This is a genomic window from Nostoc sp. UHCC 0252, from assembly GCF_034931145.1.
Taxonomy (GTDB): Bacteria; Cyanobacteriota; Cyanobacteriia; order Cyanobacteriales; family Nostocaceae; genus Nostoc.
Window position 1 is genome coordinate 204,671 of sequence record NZ_JAYGHE010000003.1, and the last position, 18,096, is coordinate 222,766.

Annotated in this window: 19 protein-coding genes and 1 pseudogene; 9 read left to right on the forward strand and 11 right to left on the reverse strand. The window is 42.1% G+C overall.

What is annotated here, in order from left to right; genetic code table 11:
* The first annotated feature begins 32 nt into the window (after positions 1-32).
* The 3 genes and pseudogenes from VB732_RS03200 to VB732_RS03210 all read left to right on the forward strand — a co-directional run bounded on the left by VB732_RS03200 (position 33) and on the right by VB732_RS03210 (position 2,687).
* Entirely contained in the window at positions 33-575 is a 543-nt protein-coding gene (locus VB732_RS03200; protein WP_323229405.1) for a (2Fe-2S) ferredoxin domain-containing protein, read from the forward strand.
* Positions 576-903: 328 nt separating this feature from the next.
* Positions 904-2,058, forward strand: a complete 1,155-nt coding sequence (locus tag VB732_RS03205; RefSeq protein ID WP_323229373.1) for a PD-(D/E)XK nuclease family protein — start codon at positions 904-906, stop codon at positions 2,056-2,058.
* A gap of 51 nt (positions 2,059-2,109) precedes the next feature.
* Positions 2,110-2,687 (forward strand): annotated as a pseudogene (locus VB732_RS03210) (Uma2 family endonuclease).
* 51 nt (positions 2,688-2,738) lie between these two features.
* Here the strand turns inward: VB732_RS03210 and VB732_RS03215 are convergent.
* The 5 genes from VB732_RS03215 to VB732_RS03235 all read right to left on the reverse strand — a co-directional run bounded on the left by VB732_RS03215 (position 2,739) and on the right by VB732_RS03235 (position 5,611).
* Positions 2,739-3,002, reverse strand: coding sequence for a type II toxin-antitoxin system RelE/ParE family toxin (locus VB732_RS03215; RefSeq protein WP_323229374.1), 264 nt, complete (start codon positions 3,000-3,002; stop codon positions 2,739-2,741).
* Complete coding sequence (locus tag VB732_RS03220; RefSeq protein ID WP_323229375.1) at positions 2,999-3,202, reverse strand: hypothetical protein; 204 nt, start codon at positions 3,200-3,202, stop codon at positions 2,999-3,001. Before VB732_RS03220 ends, VB732_RS03215 begins: the two co-directional genes overlap by 4 nt.
* Positions 3,203-3,279: 77 nt before the next feature.
* The gene (locus tag VB732_RS03225; protein WP_323229376.1) at positions 3,280-3,570 is read right to left on the reverse strand and encodes a protochlorophyllide oxidoreductase; all 291 of its coding nucleotides are present in this window, start codon (positions 3,568-3,570) and stop codon (positions 3,280-3,282) included.
* The gene (locus tag VB732_RS03230; RefSeq protein ID WP_323229377.1) at positions 3,560-4,129 is read right to left on the reverse strand and encodes a hypothetical protein; all 570 of its coding nucleotides are present in this window, start codon (positions 4,127-4,129) and stop codon (positions 3,560-3,562) included. The genes VB732_RS03225 and VB732_RS03230 overlap by 11 nt, the downstream gene beginning before the upstream one ends.
* A 99-nt stretch (positions 4,130-4,228) precedes the next feature.
* Positions 4,229-5,611 (reverse strand): 1-acyl-sn-glycerol-3-phosphate acyltransferase, encoded by a 1,383-nt coding sequence (locus tag VB732_RS03235; protein ID WP_323229378.1) that lies wholly within the window; start codon positions 5,609-5,611, stop codon positions 4,229-4,231.
* Between the two features lie 160 nt (positions 5,612-5,771).
* On the opposite strand from VB732_RS03235, the gene VB732_RS03240 reads away from it, so the two are divergent.
* Together VB732_RS03240 and VB732_RS03245 are read left to right on the forward strand one after the other, a co-directional pair.
* On the forward strand, positions 5,772-7,583 hold the full coding sequence (locus VB732_RS03240) for a proline--tRNA ligase (RefSeq protein WP_323229379.1): 1,812 nt from the start codon (positions 5,772-5,774) through the stop codon (positions 7,581-7,583).
* 273 nt (positions 7,584-7,856) lie between these two features.
* Positions 7,857-8,471 carry a GerMN domain-containing protein gene (locus VB732_RS03245; protein ID WP_323229380.1) on the forward strand — a complete coding sequence of 205 codons (615 nt, stop codon included), beginning with the start codon at positions 7,857-7,859 and terminating at the stop codon, positions 8,469-8,471.
* 64 nt (positions 8,472-8,535) lie between these two features.
* On the opposite strand, the gene VB732_RS03250 is transcribed toward VB732_RS03245, so the two are convergent.
* The 3 genes from VB732_RS03250 to efp all read right to left on the reverse strand — a co-directional run bounded on the left by VB732_RS03250 (position 8,536) and on the right by efp (position 10,182).
* Positions 8,536-8,883 carry an ArsR/SmtB family transcription factor gene (locus VB732_RS03250; protein ID WP_193946708.1) on the reverse strand — a complete coding sequence of 116 codons (348 nt, stop codon included), beginning with the start codon at positions 8,881-8,883 and terminating at the stop codon, positions 8,536-8,538.
* A gap of 75 nt (positions 8,884-8,958) precedes the next feature.
* Positions 8,959-9,516, reverse strand: a complete 558-nt coding sequence (gene accB / locus VB732_RS03255) for an acetyl-CoA carboxylase biotin carboxyl carrier protein (RefSeq protein ID WP_323229382.1) — start codon at positions 9,514-9,516, stop codon at positions 8,959-8,961.
* A 108-nt stretch (positions 9,517-9,624) separates the two neighbouring features.
* On the reverse strand, positions 9,625-10,182 hold the full coding sequence (efp, locus tag VB732_RS03260; protein WP_114083704.1) for an elongation factor P: 558 nt from the start codon (positions 10,180-10,182) through the stop codon (positions 9,625-9,627).
* Between the two features lie 166 nt (positions 10,183-10,348).
* Between efp and VB732_RS03265 the strand changes: the two genes are divergently transcribed.
* Positions 10,349-11,455 carry a peptidylprolyl isomerase gene (locus VB732_RS03265; protein ID WP_323229384.1) on the forward strand — a complete coding sequence of 369 codons (1,107 nt, stop codon included), beginning with the start codon at positions 10,349-10,351 and terminating at the stop codon, positions 11,453-11,455.
* A 39-nt stretch (positions 11,456-11,494) separates the two neighbouring features.
* Here VB732_RS03265 and VB732_RS03270 read toward each other — a convergent pair whose 3' ends face one another.
* Positions 11,495-12,082, reverse strand: coding sequence for a Uma2 family endonuclease (locus tag VB732_RS03270; RefSeq protein ID WP_323229385.1), 588 nt, complete (start codon positions 12,080-12,082; stop codon positions 11,495-11,497).
* Between the two features lie 89 nt (positions 12,083-12,171).
* Here VB732_RS03270 and thiL point away from each other — a divergent pair, with 89 nt between their 5' ends.
* Positions 12,172-13,242, forward strand: a complete 1,071-nt coding sequence (thiL, locus tag VB732_RS03275) for a thiamine-phosphate kinase (RefSeq protein ID WP_323229386.1) — start codon at positions 12,172-12,174, stop codon at positions 13,240-13,242.
* A 54-nt stretch (positions 13,243-13,296) separates the two neighbouring features.
* On the opposite strand, the gene VB732_RS03280 is transcribed toward thiL, so the two are convergent.
* Together VB732_RS03280 and nadD are read right to left on the reverse strand one after the other, a co-directional pair.
* On the reverse strand, positions 13,297-14,310 hold the full coding sequence (locus VB732_RS03280) for a type I glyceraldehyde-3-phosphate dehydrogenase (RefSeq protein ID WP_323229387.1): 1,014 nt from the start codon (positions 14,308-14,310) through the stop codon (positions 13,297-13,299).
* Positions 14,311-14,426: 116 nt separating this feature from the next.
* Positions 14,427-15,053: a nicotinate (nicotinamide) nucleotide adenylyltransferase gene (nadD, locus tag VB732_RS03285; RefSeq protein WP_323229388.1), complete on the reverse strand. Its 627-nt coding sequence runs from the start codon at positions 15,051-15,053 to the stop codon at positions 14,427-14,429.
* Between the two features lie 403 nt (positions 15,054-15,456).
* Here nadD and murC point away from each other — a divergent pair, with 403 nt between their 5' ends.
* Complete coding sequence (murC, locus tag VB732_RS03290; RefSeq protein ID WP_323229389.1) at positions 15,457-16,902, forward strand: UDP-N-acetylmuramate--L-alanine ligase; 1,446 nt, start codon at positions 15,457-15,459, stop codon at positions 16,900-16,902.
* 124 nt (positions 16,903-17,026) lie between these two features.
* On the forward strand, positions 17,027-18,028 hold the full coding sequence (gene murB, locus VB732_RS03295; protein WP_323229390.1) for a UDP-N-acetylmuramate dehydrogenase: 1,002 nt from the start codon (positions 17,027-17,029) through the stop codon (positions 18,026-18,028).
* Positions 18,029-18,096: the final 68 nt, after the last annotated feature.

Below are 18,096 nucleotides of genomic sequence, written 5' to 3' on the forward strand. Positions count from 1 at the left end.
AATTCCCAATTCCCAATAACTTTTTATCAATCATGGGTGACAAACATTTGACGTTATCAGAATTGAACCTTGAGGGACAGTTACTAGGTTTTGTTGGTGGTGAATCAGGAAAATATAAATACTTGCAATTGGCAATTCCATCTGGAAATGTAGAAATTAAACTGTCTAAAGAGTTGCGCCGTTCTCTAAGTTCATCCTTAGTTCCTGGTCAGCAAGTTCGCATTTGTGGTTATAGTAAGATAGATTCGCGTACAAGTGAAATTAAAATTAAAGCCTATCAGGTGACACCAATTAATGGGTGTCCAAAGCAAGAATTACCACCTCCAATCAAAGCGAGGATTATGGTATGTCAAAAAGGCGGTTGCCTGAAACGTGGTGGTAAAGGATTATTATCAGAATTAGAAAAAACTTTGTGCGATCGCGGTTTGTTAGACAAAGTTACCATTGAACATACTAGTTGTCAAAAATGCTGTGGTAGCGCTCCCAACTGTGTTTTACACCTTGGTAAAAAGAAATACAAGAATATTCATCCTGATGCGATCGCATCTTTGCTAGAAAGTCACTTAGCTCAATAGTAATAGGCTTCTCTAGCTATTCTTAAAATAATACATAACTTTGTAGGGGTAAAAATTTTACCCCTATTTGTTGTAAGTATCTCTGTATAACACCTTGTCAAACTGCGATCGGCTAAGTTATAACTGCTGCAACGCTAGTTTGAAAAGTCTAATTTATTACTAGCCAGGCGACTAGAAGTCACGGCTACACAGACAAAACCTGCCTCCGCAGGTTAAAAACTGTTGATTTTTTCTTAGTCCACGGAGGTGGACTTTGTTTGTATAGCCGCGATTTCTAATCGCCCGGTATATTTGCTTTTTTGGAATTACCTTAAATACTTAAAAATAAATGTCTTTGTTTACCAATTTACTCAATCTGCATTTAGGGAACAAACCGCGTGAAGATTTTTTTACTGAGATTGTTGCTTATTTCCTGTCACTGAATAATGATATTTTACTTGATTGGTTAAAACATCACTCAATCATTAGTGATGATAATTATTCCAACATCAAGATTTCAACTCAACAAGAACACAAAGCACTTGAAAGCCATACAGAAGATAGCAGACTTGATATTGTAGTTGAACTGTCAACTGGTTTAACTACAGATGTAATATTTATTGAATCAAAAGTTGGCTCTCGTGATGATAGAAATGCGTTAGAAAAATATGCTGATATTTTGAGTAATTTACCAAATATCAGACATCGAATTTTGATTTACATAACCCGTGATTATGATCCAAAAGAAGAAATTAAAACTCCAGCATTTGATTTAGAGCCAAAGGTAAATTTTTATCAATTGAGGTGGCATCAATTTTATGCCCGCTTACAACAACACTCGACTGATATCTTAGCCCAAGAAATATTAATTTTCATGAGGAAAAATGGAATGTCTCACACTAATCAATTTTCATCGGTTGACTTATTGACAATGGTGAATTACAACAAAACTCTCAATCTCATGGAATCAACTCTCGGTGAAGAAGTACAACGCGAATTCAAGCTAGCTTTTGGAGGTGTTATCAACGGTGCAGCAAGTAGGACTCAATGGAAATGGTCTAGTAGATATATTATCTATACTAGGTTTTCAGGCAATAACTTCTGGTGTGGTCTTGGATACTTTAATTTAAATCCAGACAGTTCCACTGAGTATCCATATCTAGGTATATGTTTAGAAGTTTCTCCTGGTTTTGTAGAACGCCCAAAAATTATTGAATCCATGCAGAAAGTAATTAACGATAAGCCCAGTATATGGACTCCTGAGAACTTAACTATTTTGCCAGCATGGTCAGCTATTTTTTATCGAAAAAGCCTACAAGAATTTTTATCTGAAAAAGACCAGCTATCTGCTATTAAAGATTTTTTCTTGAAATCTATTGATGAACTCAAAAATATTCATCCAGATTTCAGCTTCCCTTGGAAAGGTGTAAGTATAGAAACAGTTACAGAACCTGATAAAGAAGAAGAACGAGATATTCTATCATCTTCTATCGGTGGAGTCTAATCAGCTACAGCTATATTAAGATAAAAATAACTCTGCATTCTCGTAGTTGTTATGAGCCTTACCACCGCTAAACGCTTTACTATAGCTGAATATCACCGTCTAGCTGAACTCGGCTTCTTTGAGGAGAATGAGCGAGTTGAGCTAATTAAGGGTGAAATAATCCAGATGGCAGCAAAAGGTACACCGCACTCTGTTTGTAAAACACGCCTAGAGAGAGAATTATATAAAATAGTGGGCGATCGCGCAACCTTGCGAGGACAACAACCAATTACTTTGTCTAACAACAGTGAGCCTGAACCCGATAGAGTAATTGCAAAAAATAGAGATGATGACTATCTAGCGAATCATCCCAGCCCATCTGATATTTTACTCTTAATTGAGATTGCCGATTCACCTTAAAATATGACCAACAAGAAAAACTACCTATTTATGCAGAAACAGGGATTTCTGATTATTGGATATTTAATTTAGTAGATAATTATCTGGAGTGCTATAGCGAACCTTATCAAGATTTGCGAGGTAAATTTGGTTATCGTCGCAAGTTCATTTATCTGCCAAATGAGTCAGTTAATCTGCCATGTTTCCCTGATTTTTTACTGGATTTATCTAAGATATTTTCTGGAATATAATTATAAAATTGCTGCAAAAGTAGATTGAGTAATTAGTATTAACTTGACAATCTATTCATCTCGATAAACATCTCTTCGATGCCCTACTCTGACAACTTTAACTATCAGTACATCATCTTGAATCTCGTACAAAATCCGATAATTGCCAACACGAATACGATATTTATTGCCAGTATTTTCTAGCTTGACAACGCCGCTAGGACGAGGGTTGTCAGCCAGTTCTAAAATTTTCTCGTTAATTTTATCTCGGATATCAGCAGATAATTTTTTTAATTGTTTCGCAGCCTTGTTAGAAAGTTCTATTTGATAAGTCACGATTCTAATTCTTGTTTGTACTGTTCCCAAGTAATCGTAGGTTCATTTTCAGCTTCTTCAAAGGCTTTAATATCCTCTTGATCCTCTGCTTTTCTAATATCTAACAGTTCTAGAATATCTTCTAAAGTATCTTCATAAGCTTGTTCTAGTCTTTGATTGATTGCTTTTAACAACTCTTGTCTTTTAGTTGTAGTTTCCATAATTAACCTCTGCAAATGCAAAATTTTTAATTATTTTCCGTATTGTAAAGTGTTCCAGGTTGCCGTACTAAGGTTTATTAAGCTAAATTATCTTTTAAAGATAAAACCAAGGCAAAATAAAATTTTCCGAAATAGGAATGGTAGATTTTAAGAACATTTTGTAGAAACATTTTTTCACTAACCGATAATATAATCTCTACTTTTGCATTAGTTACCTGGGCACACTCTATATTTGTCGTTTCTTCGACTTCAGGCAGTAAATGTGCAACACCAAATAGTTTTCCCAAAGGAGATGTTTTTAGAAAAGCTTGCCGTTGGGCGTGAGTCATCATCTCACTCGATCCTACTCTTATTTCATCACTGCTCATATAGCTTTGCCTCTCCCCATTGACTTTCGTGTAGCTGACAGAATTTTGCTGCTGCTGTTCGTGAAAATCTGAAGCCATATAAATCTTCTCTAGGAGTGCTGCGTGCGAATCCAAGATATTCCATCTGCACTTTATCTCTATAGTATGACACAGATGTATCTATAGCTTCCAGAATAATTAGCGGCTCATCTGCTTGTGTTTGACAAAATTTCAGACCCACCTTGGTTGCATACCAGATTAACCATTTGCCGATTGGTTCAATTAACCGTTCAGCAACATCTCCTCGACTTGTAGGATGGGCTTCTATATGTTCTATTTCTAGAAAATAGGGATATCCAGGATAGGGATAAAGTCCATATTGCACTAATCCCCAAACTTTTCCCTCATAAACGAGTTTGACTATGTTTTGACAATCAAAACTAGTATTTTTCCAGAAGTTTAACCAGTTACAGAACCAATCGTTCGGCATATCGTTTTCTCTAGCTGGGGAAAGAAAAGCTATTTCCTCAACCGTCGATTGAATTCGGACTTTTACCTGATAGGAACCAATGGTAGTCAATTAAGTTTTACAACCTTTTAGTAATAATCTTGCATATCCAAAGATTCTAAAGCAACTACCAAATATTATAAGATAATGAGCATATCAGTTCCATGTTTTTCAAATCAATCCTTCCAGCGCGTGTTGCAAATCATTCGTCACATCAGCAACAGCTTGTCTAGCACCTAAACGATTTTCCTTATACGCTGGGTAACGCTCAGAAATAGATATGGGTTCACCCACAGTAATTTTGACTTTTTGCTTACCCAATTGTGGACGCTGTACACTTTTATCGCCTTTGATTTTGGCAATCATCTTCCATAAAATTAAAGTCGTCTCAGCAAACCTTTCTACCGTCGGGTTCTCACGAATATAATTACCAGAAACTGCCACAAAACTTTCTACTAACCGCATGTGCCACATCCGTGCATCCGCTTCTTCAGCAACGCGATCGCCTAAAGCTTTCTCTACAGCAGATATTCCTTTTACATCCTTAAAATCTTCTCTAAATATATAATTCCACCCTGCTTGTTCTACTCGTTGACATCGATCCCTTAAACTACCTTTTGACTGTAAATCAAAATACTGTTCTGATATTTGTAGTGCAGCATTTAACAAAGCTTGTAAACGAACTGCTAGCGCTTCATTTCTATCTTCGATTTCTCCCACTGCTGTTTTGGCATCTGGCAGCTTTAGATGATAAAAGCGCATGTAAAATTTTTCCATCAGCGAAAGTAGATGTTCTGCCAAGGTTAATAACCGGGGATAAAGCGACTCTATAGAAGCATGTTCTGATGCATTCACAGGTAAACCACTAGCCGCTTCCATTTCACTTAAAAGATTAGCGATCGCACCCCAAGGAGCATCAACGTAACTATATTTAATCCCAACTGGTACAATTAGAACCTGTTCGGGGCGTTCAGCTTTGTGCAAATCTTCAGCACACCAAAAGCCTAATTGGGCAATACCAGGTTCCAAGGGGCTGATATTCTCCGATAAACCATTAGTTGCACCCTCTGGCGCAGCCGCCATCGGAAATTTCCCATTGGCAAACAAGTCACGCGCCGAACGTAACCCTGTCCAGTCAGCCTTACCTCGCTGAATCGGAGTCCCCCCTAAACGAGAAGCAATCCAACCAACGTGGGAACCTGCCCAGAGAGGAATGCCGCGATCGTAGATAAAATGGGCGTGAATGGGATGTTGTAGTGTTGTATCTTGCGATCGCGCTATCTTTGGTACTAGTTGAGATAACAAGTAAGCCAAACAAAACGGATCGTCTGTTTTCGGATGGCGAAATGCCAGCATAAAACGGATCTTACCCTCCTGAAACTGGCGATAGAGATCCACCAGCACCTCTACGTTGTCTGCTTCAATTTGGGTAATAGGTGTTTGCCAGTTTATCCAACTGGGTAGCAACAGATGGACAAATCGGAGAAATAAGGGGTTAAATGCCGGGGGAATAAATTCTAAGGGTGGCTGTGCTTGATAAATTACATCTGCCAAAGTAGTTTTCTCCTAAAATTGCGATCAAAAAGCCGGAAGGCTATAAGTAAAAAATAAGTAAAAATGAAAAATAAATAACGCTGTGTACTTTGTACTTCATCCTTAATACTTCATACTTTAGTTGACATAGAAATTAGCGATCAAAGAAAGGCTATAAACGATGCGACTGTCACAAATGTTATTCGTTACACTCCGGGACGATCCAGCTGATGCTGAGATTCCTAGCCATAAATTATTACTCCGTGCAGGCTACATTCGTCGCATCGGTAGTGGTCTTTATGCTTATTTGCCGTTAATGTGGCGGGTATTGCAAAAAGTTTCCCAAATTGTGCGAGAAGAAATGAACGCTACAGGCGCACAAGAATGTCTCTTACCGCAATTACAACCTGCTGAATTATGGAAGGAATCGGGACGCTGGGACACTTACACCAAAGCTGAGGGGATCATGTTTTCCCTAATTGACCGCCGTGAGCAACAATTAGGATTAGGCCCAACTCATGAAGAAGTAATCACAGCGATCGCTCGTGATATGATTCGCTCTTATCGCCAATTACCCCTACACCTCTACCAAATTCAAACTAAATTCCGCGATGAAATTCGTCCCCGCTTTGGTTTGATGCGCGGACGCGAGTTTATCATGAAGGACGGCTACTCGTTCCATACCGATGAAGCCAGCCTCAAAGAAACTTACCAGGATATGTATAAAGCCTACAGCAATATTCTGCGACGTTCTGGTTTAGCTTTTCGGGCAGTGGAAGCCGATTCTGGTGCAATTGGTGGTTCTGGTTCCACAGAATTTATGATTTTGGCAGAAGCTGGTGAAGATGAAGTTCTCTACACTGAGGATGGTAAATACGCCGCGAACGTAGAAAAGGCTGTTTCTTTACCAATTGACGCGGAAATCTCACGGTTTACAACTTACGAAAAACGGGATACACCTGGAACAGAGACGATTGAAAAGGTCTGTCAACTCCTCAACTGTTCTCCGACCCAATTGGTGAAAAATGTCCTTTATCAGACGGTTTATGATAATGGTATAACCGTGTTAGTTCTGGTGAACATTCGAGGCGATCAGGAAGTTAATGAAGTCAAGTTGCAAAATGAACTGACTAAATTAGCTTCGGAATATGGCGCTAAAACTATTATTAGTTTGAATGTACCAAATGTAGAAGCCCAGCAAACATGGACAGCCAAATCTCTACCTTTAGGCTACATTGCGCCAGATATCGCAGATGAGTATATTGCTGCTAATAAACAGATCCATCCCAAGTTTTTGCGCTTGGTGGAGCAAACAGCCGTTGATTTAAAAAACTTTGTTACAGGTGCGAATGAAGCTGGTTATCACGTAGTTGGTGCTAATTGGGGTGAGCAATTTAAGTTACCAGAGCGAGTAGTAGATATTCGCAAGTCAAGACGAGGCGATCGCGCCATCCATAACCCAGAACAAACCTTACAAAGCGCCCGTGGAATCGAAGCCGGTCATATTTTCCAATTAGGCACTAAATATTCCCAAGCGATGGGAGCAACTTATACAAATGAACAGGGTGAAGAAAAGCCGCTATTTATGGGTTGTTTTGGTGTAGGCGTGTCGCGGTTAGCCCAAGCTGCTGTAGAGCAATCTTATGATAAAGATGGGATTATTTGGCCAGTTGCGATCGCACCTTATCACGCGATCGTCACAATTCCTAACATTAAGGATGCTCAACAAATAGAAGTCGCCCAAAAACTTTACACAGAACTCAATCAAGCCGGAATTGAAACCCTACTAGATGACCGCGACGAACGGGCGGGAGTGAAATTTAAAGATGCTGACTTGATTGGTATACCTTATAGAATTGTAACCGGACGCGCGATCGCTAATGGCAAAGTCGAAGTCGTAGAAAGAGCCACCCGCAAATCTCAAGAAATAGTCATTGATGAAGTTACCACTACACTCCAACAATGGATTACCGCCGCAATAGATAGAGGCTAAAGCTTATTAGGGAGTGGGGAATACAGATAAAAAAGTAGAAAATTCCCCATTCCCCATTCCCAATTCCCCAAATTTACATAATTTGGTAGGTGACGGATTAGAAATATAAATTCTAAAATTAAAACAGGGACTTGCAAAATTAAAAATAATCGCCTTTTGAGGCGTAAAGTCTCCTCCAGGTAGCGGGAAACTCTTCAGTTATAAGTATCGTCGTTAACCAGGCTGCTCCTCATATAACTACCATATCAGCCCTCAGTCAGGAAGGTTTTGAACATGAAAGACCAACAAGGATCTAATCGTATTTCTTCAGGCGCAATTGCAGCCGTTTCAGCAGTGGTTGTAGCGGTGGGTGGTGGTGTGGCTTGGTTTACTACACAATCCAGCAATCCTCCCACACCGTCAAATCCCTCTGGGCGCATCGCTGAACCAGCACAGCCATCAACTAGGCAGCCAGCTAATGAGCAAACCCCTAATGTTTATTGGCTCAGACCAACGGACAAAAGTGTTGCTTTAGTCCCCCAGCCTGTTAGAGTCGCTTCTATACGCCCTAACCAGCCATTAGAAGCAGCTTTCCAAAGTTTGTTAGCAGGCCCGCCAGCCGAAGCGACAGGTTCCACAACTATCCCCAAAGGAACCAAACTTTTGGGGCTAAAATCAGAAAATGACGAAGTTCACGTTAATTTATCTGAAGATTTTACCAGTGGTGGTGGCAGCACATCAATGATCGGCCGTGTGGGACAAGTTGTTTATACTGCGACAAGTTTAAATCCCAAAGCCAAGGTGTACATTGATGTAAACGGCAAACCGTTGGATGTTTTAGGTGGTGAAGGTGTAGAGTTACAACAGCCACTAACTCGTGAAAGCTTTGAGAAAAATTATCCACTTTAGTCATTGGTCATGAGTCATTAGTCATTAGTCATTAGCAAAGGACAAATGACAAATGACAAAAGACCTAACGTTTAGTATTTAACACACGAAAATTACGGGCTTGTTCTTCCAACCTTGTGGCAAGGCGATCGCAAACCCGATTACACAAATCAAAAATCATTTCATCTTCCACCCGGTAATAGGCGCAAGTTCCTTCACTGCGGCGGCTAAGGATACCTGCTTGCCACATTACCTTCAGGTGTTTTGACACATTTGCCTGAGAAGTCTGTGTTGCCTCTACCAATTCTTGCACGCATTTTTCTTCATCCCGTAATAAGTGGAGCAGCCGCAAGCGCATCGGCTCACTTAACAGACTGAAGTATTCAGCTACTTGTTGCACCACTTCTGGCGGTAAAGGCAACGTTTGTTTCATCAGGATTAACCCGCAAGGACTGAAGTTTTAACAATGACTCATTTTAGATGACTCATTTGATATATAGATTAATACTTAATCGGGGTTAATTCGCATCAAAGGTTGACCATATTCTACAGCGTCACCATTTTGGAGAAGAATTTCCATCACCTGACCAGAGACTTCGGCTTCGATTTCATTCATTAGCTTCATGGCCTCAATGATACAGACTGTTTGGCCCTTGCGGACGCGATCGCCAACTTCCACAAATGCCGCTTCCCCAGGTGCAGGAGCGCGATAAAACGTTCCCACCATTGGGGAAGGCACTTCCACTAATCTCTGATCGATGATTGAGGGAGGATTAACTGACAACTGCAATTGTGTGCTAGTACCAGTATTCTCAAACACGCGAGATGTGGACACCTCCGTTACCTGACTCGCGTTCACCTGGTTTCCGCCAGATGAACCCGATGTCGAGCCAGAACCTACCACACCGCCGAAGGTCGGTTGACTTCCCGACAACATCTGATTGCTGACGCTCACAGCCTTACGGACTGTTAGTTCAAAGTCATCGCTTTTAAGCGTGACTTCTGCAATATCTGTTTGGGCGATAGTTGCCAGTAGTTGGCGGATTTCATTAAAGTCCAATGGCACAGTTTTTATTACCTCGACCTATCCGTAAATTAGCATCTTAAGTGTGGCAGGGATTTAATCCAGATGTCGGGATTTGAATCGGGACTTGCATCTTTGTAGAGATGAAAGTTATTCCCTGCTGATATACTTATCTTCTTGGGTATCAACTTTGATGCGTTCTCCTTGGGAAATAAACAAAGGAACCATCACAATTGCACCAGTTTCCAAAGTTGCGGGTTTTGAGCCACCTGTGGCAGTATCACCTTTTAAACCTGGATCTGTTTGTACAATTTCTAATACCACAGACTTAGGCAATTCTACTCCCAGCACTTGGTCGCCCCATTTAATAACTTCAGCTTCCATACCTTCCTTCAGGTATTTGACGCGATCGCCAATTTGTGCGCGGGTCAATCTGCCTTCTTCGTAGGTTTCCATATCCATAAAGACGAACTCATCGCCCTCTTTATAGGTATGCTGCATCGTGCTTTTTTCTAGAGTAGCTTGGGGCACAGTTTCCCCAGCTCGGAACGTTTTTTCCATTACGCTCCCGCTCTGGACATTTTTTAACTTAGTTCGGACAAAGGCAGAACCTTTGCCTGGCTTGACGTGTAGGAATTCAAGCACTCGCCATACAGACCCATCCAATACAATTGAAACACCGGGTCGAAAGTCGTTACTGGAGATCATGAAACTTTCAAATTTTGGAAGACAATCGGCATTTATTGTACCCTTCTGGGGTCGTCATTGGGCATTTGTCATTTGTCATTTGTCATTTGTCCTCTGCCCTTAACGTGGGAAGATTATTGATGGGTTACGTCCAGTCAACAATTTAATGCTGCATTTGAGTTATCCCATGTTTAACTTATTAAAATCCTGGCTGAAGAACAGCCTAATGACAATACTGCTGGTAACAATATTTTTAGGCATAACTACAGCTGGGTGGACTCCCTCTAGTAGCGCCGCACTGCCAGCTGGCAACGCAATCACCGACGGTAAGGCTTTGTTACGGTATGCACTCCCGATAGATAACAAATCTGTACGGCAACTACAAGCTAGTTTAGAGGACATTTCTGCCCAACTGCGGGCAAATCGGCGATGGGGTGCTATTTCCAAAGACATCAGCCAAGCATCCCGTATTCTCGATAAACCCTCCCAAATCTTAACAAGCGTTCCCGAAGAACGCCAACCCCAAGCCGAAGCTTGGATTACCGAGTTGAAATCTGGGGTGGGTAAATTAGAAGAATTGGCGAAGAGTAAAGATAAAGAACAAATTCTGCAAGAGAGGGGCAAACTTCTAAATCTTGTGACTCAGATAGAAGAGTCAATGGTGAAAGAATTTCCCTTTGAAGTCCCTACTGAGTACAGTAACCTGCCACAACTTAAAGGTCGTGCCACTGTAGAAATCAAAACCAATAAAGGCGATTTGACCCTGGTAGTAGATGGTTATAGTGCCCCTGTGACTGCTGGTAATTTTGTAGATTTGGTGCAGAGGGGTTTTTATAATGGCTTAGAATTTACCCGTTCTGAAGAATCTTATTTTCTGCAAACTGGAGATCCCGCAGGGAAAGACGTAGGTTACATTGATCCTAAAACGGGCAAATATCGCGCTATTCCTTTAGAAGTTCTAGTTGAGGGTGATAAAGCACCTACTTATGGTATTACTCTAGAACAAGCTGGACGTTACGTTGATATGCCAGTTCTGCCTTTCTCTGCTTTTGGTGCAGTAGTCATGGCTCGTCCTGAAAGTGAAGTAAATGGTGGTTCATCGCAATTTTTCTTCTTTCTGTTTGAACCAGAACTGACCCCTGCCGGACGCAACCTGTTAGATGGTCGCTATGCCGTTTTTGGCTATTTAACTGAAGGCAAGGAAGTTTTGGATAAACTGAAGGCGGGTGACAAAATTGAATCGGCAAAAGTCGTTAAAGGAATAGAAAATCTGGTTGAGCCGCAAGCAGCATAAGAAGAGAGTAGGGGGAGAATAATTCCTGTACAGACGCGATTAATCGCTTCTCCCCTGATTTAAATTACCGGCGGTGAATATCTGATCAACTGCAACGGCCAATTCTGGAAAAGTCCGTGATACTATTTGCTGAGTGGCTGTAAAAACTGTTTCTTCATAAAATCCATCTTCGAGTAGTAACACTGAAACCTTGGCTTCCAGTGGGTCTACAATCCAATATTCAGGAACCTCTAAGGCCGCATATTCAGAACGCTTATGACGATAATCCCGCTTAACCGATTCTGGACTTACCACCTCGACAATTAGTAACGGCGGCGACTGAAATACTGCTGAAGTATTTAACAATTCTCTGGCTTGCTCCACCGTCACCACACACAAATCAGTCAACCTAGATTTATTTCTCCCCGTTCTCACCCCACTTTCTCGAAAACACAGCCAAGGTGAGCTACAACGTTTAATTTCTGCTTTGAAAGCAGTATCCAAAAAATCGACAATTAGAAAATGTTCAATAGTTGGTGGGTTCATTAGCTCTAGCTTGCCATCCACCAATTCATAATGAAAACCGTTACCATCATCATAAATTAAGTACTCCTCAAACGTGATGCTGGTTACTGGTGTTGTTACCATCCCAACTGACTCCTAGACGATACCCTTATATTAAACAGTAAAGCAAATCATCAGTTTTCTTAGTAATTTTGCAGCACGGAAAACCGATTGTGAACAGTGATTTATCTCTCCTACAAGTACAAGATATTGGTGAACAAGGTCTTTTAGAAAGATTGCAACGCTTTTGTCCCCCAGAAATTATTGGAGATGATGCAGCAGTACTTGAGACTTCACCAGAGCAATCTTTGGTAGTGACTACAGATGTGCTGATTGATGGCGTACATTTTAGCAACCTCACCACTTCCCCAGAAGATGCTGGTTGGCGGGCTGCTGCTGCCAATTTATCAGATTTAGCAGCAATGGGTGCTTCCCCATTGGGAATTACCGTCGGGTTGGGACTCCCCGGTGAGGTTAAGGTGAGTTGGGTGGAGCGACTGTACCAGGGAATGACACAATGCCTACAAAAATACAATACCTCAATTGTCGGGGGGGATGTGGTGCGATCGCCTGTGACAACTTTGGCAATTACCGCTTTTGGCCAAGTTCACCCCAGTCAAATTATCCGCCGTTCTGCTGCTGTTGTGGGGGATGCGATCGTTGCTACAGGTATTCATGGAGCCTCCCACGCTGGCTTAGAACTGCTCTTACACCCCGAATTAGGACAAAACCTCAAAGATATAGAACGCACGGCTCTAATCCGCGCCCACCAGCGCCCACAGCCACGATTAGATGTCTTACCAATCCTCTGGAAAATTTTAGAATCTCAATCCCAAATCCAAGTTGCGCTGGAAGCGCACCAAAGGTGCGACCTAAAATCTAAAATTCCTGTAGCTGGTATGGATAGTAGCGATGGTTTGGCAGACGCAATTATTCAAATTTGTCGCGCCAGTGGCGTTGGCGCTGTCTTAGAACGCAGACAAATTTCCATGCCGACAGCTTTTGACCATTGGCTGACACAAGAGCAAGCGCTAGCTTATGCTCTATACGGTGGCGAAGACTTTGAATTAGTGCTTTGCTTGCCACAAAAGTCAGCATTAACCCTAGTACAACATCTTGGTCAAGGTGCTGCGATCGTAGGCAATATTACACCCGGCTCAACAGTACTATTACACGACGAACAAAAAAAATTCCCTGACCAAGTTCTAAGTCTCAGTCAGGGATTTCAACATTTTGGTCAATAGTGCTTTGTCATTTGTCCTTTTTCTAATGACCAATGACCAATGACCAATGACAAATTATTGCCACTTCTCAGCAACCAATTCTGCTAAATCCAAAACTCGTTGGCTGTAACCCCACTCGTTGTCATACCACGCCATAACTTTTACTAAGTCATTGCCCATAACCAAAGTCAAGCTAGCATCAACAATCGAAGAAGCATCGCTACCTTGATAATCGGAAGATACCAGTTCTAATTGGCTATAGTCCAAAATGCCTTTAAGTGGGCCCTCAGCAGCATCTTTGAGAGCTTGGTTAACTTCTTCAGTAATAGTACGCTTCTCAACCTGAACTACGAAATCTACCATTGAGACGTTCGGGGTTGGTACACGCAAGGCAACGCCATTAAGCTTGCCTTTCAAGTCTGGGATAACCAGCGCTACTGCTTTTGCTGCACCAGTAGAAGTGGGTACAATGTTTATCGCTGCGGCCCTCGCCCGTCGCAAATCCCGGTGGGAAGCGTCTAGCAAGCGCTGATCGCCTGTATAGCTGTGGGTGGTGGTCATCGTACCTTTGATGATGCCGAACTTATCGTTCAACACCTTGGCGATTGGTGCCAAGCAGTTGGTAGTACAGCTAGCGTTACTGATAATGTGGTGTTTGTTGTGGTCATAATCATGATGATTCACACCAACCACAAAAGTGCCATCCTCGTTTTTACCAGGAGCGGTGATCAGAACTTTCTTAGCTCCAGCATTCACATGCTTCAGCGCTCCTTCTTTGCTAGTAAACACCCCGGTTGCTTCGATAATTAGGTCAATTCCCCAATCTCTCCAGGGCAAGTTTTCTGGGTTGCGATCGGATACGCACTTAATGGTCTTACCGTTCACGATGATAGAGTTATCATCGGCACTAATCTCAGCACCTTTGATCTTACCTAGCATCGAGTCATACTTCAGCAGGTGAGCATTAGTTCTAGGGTCTGACGTGTCATTAATAGCGACAAGATCAATTCTGCTATTCTCTCTACCCACCCAGCAACGCGCAAAGTTACGTCCAATCCGCCCGAAACCGTTGATTGCAACTCTAATCACAGTGTCTTGCCCTCTGTATTTATGCTTATATGTTGATATCGTTGACCCCAATCATATCGCAAAGGGGGGGGGCACTTTTAACCATAAAGTGTTAGATCAATAAAAAAACACATAATTTATTCAGATTTGTAAGAGTAGAGATTGTTGTTAGTGATATATGATCTGACCGATTCCGGGACTAAATAACGAATTGACTGGCGTTCGCGGCACAATTTGCGAATTAGACTTGACGAAACTCCAACTAAAGGTATATTCAATAATTGCCAGTGAATGGTATATGACTGCTCCCTCAGTTGTTGCTCCACTTGCTTGCAGATTAATTTGCTTTGAGTTATAGTCTCACCACCTAGCAGTCGGGGTGCGATTAACCAATCACACATTTGTGCTAGTTCGTGTCCCCGATACCAACGGGGTAAGGTTTGGAAAGTATCCAAGCCGACAATCCAGTACCAGTGAGTATTTGGATAAGAAGCAGATAAGTCAATTAGGGTGTTAATGGCGTAGGAAGTCCCAGAGCGATTTGCCTCCACTAGTGAGACAGTAAACGCTGGGTTATCTTCTATGGCTAATTGCAGCATTTCCACACGATGCTCAAACAAGGCTGCTTCTTTGTGAGGCGGATTTAGGGATGGCACCCAAATTACCTTTTTAAGGGATACTTCTTGCATTGCTGTCTCGGCTATGAGCAGGTGTCCCCAGTGAATCGGATCAAATGTGCCACCAAAAATTGCGAGTTGTTGCATCCAGTTATGCCTGGGTTTTATGCAATTGAAAAATACTTTCATTGCCAATGTACTATTGTACTCAATTCGTGCCTATACTTGATGCAATTTAAAATCAGTTTCACTAAACAATGTATTATGTAGCCAATTCCAGTAAGGTAGCCAAAAATATGTATTTGACATTACAAGAATTTCTTTCCCGATGTAGCCAAAATTTTCAGAATAATCTTAACAACAGTTCAGAAATAGTAAAAACCTCCAACCAAGGTAAAATCATTCTGAACCAGGAAAATCAGACCAGAAACATCATCTGGGCATTAAACATAAACACTATATAGGAGTAGTTACGGTAAAAATCAAATTCCTGTTATGATACGCGTGTCTTTTGTGATTATGGTGTGGTGTGGTGTAAAAGGAGCAAGAAATGACTAATTCTGTAGATTTTAGTGGTAGACCATTTCATTTTATTGGTATCGGTGGCATAGGTATGTCTGCTCTGGCATACGTTCTCGCCAAGCGTCAATTTCCAGTATCGGGTTCGGATCTTCGTCCTAACCACATTACGCACAAATTGGAATCTATCGGCGCTCATATTTTTGGTAAACAAGAGGCAAGTAATCTCGAATTCTTTCGCCCTCAAGTATTAAATTCACAAGAACAATTACCTACTGATACTAAGTCAAAACTGCCTCAAGTCATTTGTTCAACAGCAATTAACACTAATAATTTAGAATACAAAGCAGCACTAGAATTAGGTTGTCCAGTTTTACATCGTTCAGATGTACTAGCCGCCTTAATTGCCGATTACCACAGTATCGCAGTAGCAGGAACACACGGCAAAACTACAACTAGTAGCATGATTGGCTATATGCTTCTAGAAGCAGGTCTAGACCCAACGATTCTAGTAGGTGGCGAAGTCAATGCTTGGGAAGGGAATGCTCGATTGGGACAAAGCCAATATTTGGTAGCCGAAGCAGATGAATCTGATGGTTCCTTGGTAAAACACGCTCCAGAGATTGGCATTATCACCAATATTGAACTCGATCATCCTGACCATTACGATACATTAGAAGAAGTCATTGACACCTTCCAGACATTTGCCAAGGGTTGTAAAACTTTAATAGGTAGTATTGACTGTGCAACAGTGCGCGATCGCTTGCAACCCACAATCAGCTATAGCTTACACTCAGATACCAACGCTGACTATTCCGTTACTAATATTGATTACCGTGCTGATGGCACCACGGCTTTGGTTTGGGAAAGAGGCAAAGCTTTAGGCGTGTTGAAGTTGCGGCTGCTCAGTCGGCACAATCTCAGCAATGCTCTGGCAGCAGTTGCTGTTGGTCGTGTCTTGGGCTTAGAATTTGGAGAAATTGCTAAAGGTATCGCCACCTTTGAAGGAGCAAGACGACGCTTTGAACTCCGGGGTGAAGTTGATGGTATTACCTTCATTGATGACTATGCTCATCATCCTAGCGAGATTCGCGTTACTCTCGCCGCAGCCCGTTTACAGGCAAGACCAGGGCAAAGAGTAGTTGCTATCTTCCAACCCCATCGCTATAGCCGGACACTGACCTTTTTAGAAGAATTTGCCGAGTCCTTTACCCATGCTGATTTGGTTGTGCTGACTGATATTTACAGTGCAGGCGAACCCAATTTAGGGCAAATTACTGGTGAAGATTTAGCGGCGGAAATTGCTAAACAGCATTCTCCTGTAGTTTATCAACCAACTTTACCCTCAGTATATGAGTACTTGCTAAAAACATTACGCCCAGGAGACTTGGCGCTGTTTTTAGGTGCTGGAAACTTGAATCAGGTGATTCCTGAAATAATTACCGCACTTTGCGAACCTGCTAAAGCCACATCTTAAGTGGAGGCTTTGCAAAGTTTCATTTCTGAGCAAAGCGCCCGTCTAGTAATGGTTCCATCTATGAACTCTGTTACCGTATTCTTACGGTAAATTAATCTAAAAATTTTACCCATACAAAGTAAAAATGACCATTTCCCAGGCAGTTGGAAACGTCTGCACAGTTTCTGCTTTGAATACAAAGAAACATCAAACAACTAATTCGGTGGATAGTGAAGTAATTTATTTACCAAATACTGATTGTGCGATCAAGCCCCAGGCTTGCTTGTCAGCCTTTACTTCCTATAGGGTTGGAGGAGCAGCTGATTTGTATGTTGCACCCCGAAACTTAGAAGCACTGCAAGCCAGTCTTAAATACGCAAAAGAACGTAATTTAAAGGTGACAACACTGGGAGCCGGTTCTAACCTCCTAGTAAGTGACGGGGGTATATCAGGCTTAGTCATTGCGACTCGTCATCTCCGCTTCAGTAACTTTGACCCCCAGACCGGTCAATTAACCGTTGCTGCTGGAGAATCAATTCCTAGTTTGGCATGGGCGGCAGCAGAATTAGGATGGCAAGGGTTGGAATGGGCTGTTGGTATCCCTGGAACAGCCGGAGGTGCGGTGGTGATGAATGCGGGGGCACATAATAGCTGTATCGCAGATATGTTAGTTAGTGCCGAGGTACTTTCACCCGACGGGACGCTGGAGACTCTTACCCCAGAACAGTTAGGTTATAGCTACCGAACTTCATTATTGCAAGGTGGCGATCGCATAGTCACCCAAGCCACCTTACAACTTGCGCCAGGTGCAGACCCAGCAAAAGTTGTGGCAATCACCAAAGAACACAAAAAGCATCGCTTAAGCACCCAACCGTACAACTTCCCCAGTTGTGGAAGTGTGTTCCGCAATCCCAAACCTTACAGTGCTGGTTGGTTGATTGAACAAACTGGTCTGAAAGGCTACCAAATTGGGGGAGCGCAAGTAGCACTACTTCATGCTAATTTTATTGTTAATCGGGGTGGGGCAAAAGCTAGTGATATCTTCTGTCTCATTCGCCACATTCAACATCAGGTACAAGAACGCTGGTCTATTAATTTAGAGCCAGAAGTTAAAATGCTCGGAGAGTTTCAAGGTGCTTGTGGATAAAGAATGGGGAATGAGGCAGGGAGAAGGGGGCAGGGGGCAGGGGAGAAGAACTATTGCCCAATTCCCAA

What these genes read in the sequence shown, in the direction of transcription:
- VB732_RS03200 (WP_323229405.1), top strand. Translation starts at nt 33, where the DNA reads ATGGGTGACAAACATTTGACGTTATCAGAATTGAACCTTGAGGGACAG.
- VB732_RS03205 (WP_323229373.1), top strand. Translation starts at nt 904, where the DNA reads ATGTCTTTGTTTACCAATTTACTCAATCTGCATTTAGGGAACAAACCG.
- VB732_RS03220 (WP_323229375.1), bottom strand. Translation starts at nt 3,202, where the DNA reads ATGGAAACTACAACTAAAAGACAAGAGTTGTTAAAAGCAATCAATCAA.
- VB732_RS03225 (WP_323229376.1), bottom strand. Translation starts at nt 3,570, where the DNA reads ATGAGCAGTGATGAAATAAGAGTAGGATCGAGTGAGATGATGACTCAC.
- VB732_RS03240 (WP_323229379.1), top strand. Translation starts at nt 5,772, where the DNA reads ATGCGACTGTCACAAATGTTATTCGTTACACTCCGGGACGATCCAGCT.
- VB732_RS03245 (WP_323229380.1), top strand. Translation starts at nt 7,857, where the DNA reads ATGAAAGACCAACAAGGATCTAATCGTATTTCTTCAGGCGCAATTGCA.
- VB732_RS03250 (WP_193946708.1), bottom strand. Translation starts at nt 8,883, where the DNA reads ATGAAACAAACGTTGCCTTTACCGCCAGAAGTGGTGCAACAAGTAGCT.
- efp (WP_114083704.1), bottom strand. Translation starts at nt 10,182, where the DNA reads ATGATCTCCAGTAACGACTTTCGACCCGGTGTTTCAATTGTATTGGAT.
- VB732_RS03265 (WP_323229384.1), top strand. Translation starts at nt 10,349, where the DNA reads ATGTTTAACTTATTAAAATCCTGGCTGAAGAACAGCCTAATGACAATA.
- VB732_RS03270 (WP_323229385.1), bottom strand. Translation starts at nt 12,082, where the DNA reads ATGGTAACAACACCAGTAACCAGCATCACGTTTGAGGAGTACTTAATT.
- nadD (WP_323229388.1), bottom strand. Translation starts at nt 15,053, where the DNA reads ATGCAACAACTCGCAATTTTTGGTGGCACATTTGATCCGATTCACTGG.
- murC (WP_323229389.1), top strand. Translation starts at nt 15,457, where the DNA reads ATGACTAATTCTGTAGATTTTAGTGGTAGACCATTTCATTTTATTGGT.
- murB (WP_323229390.1), top strand. Translation starts at nt 17,027, where the DNA reads ATGACCATTTCCCAGGCAGTTGGAAACGTCTGCACAGTTTCTGCTTTG.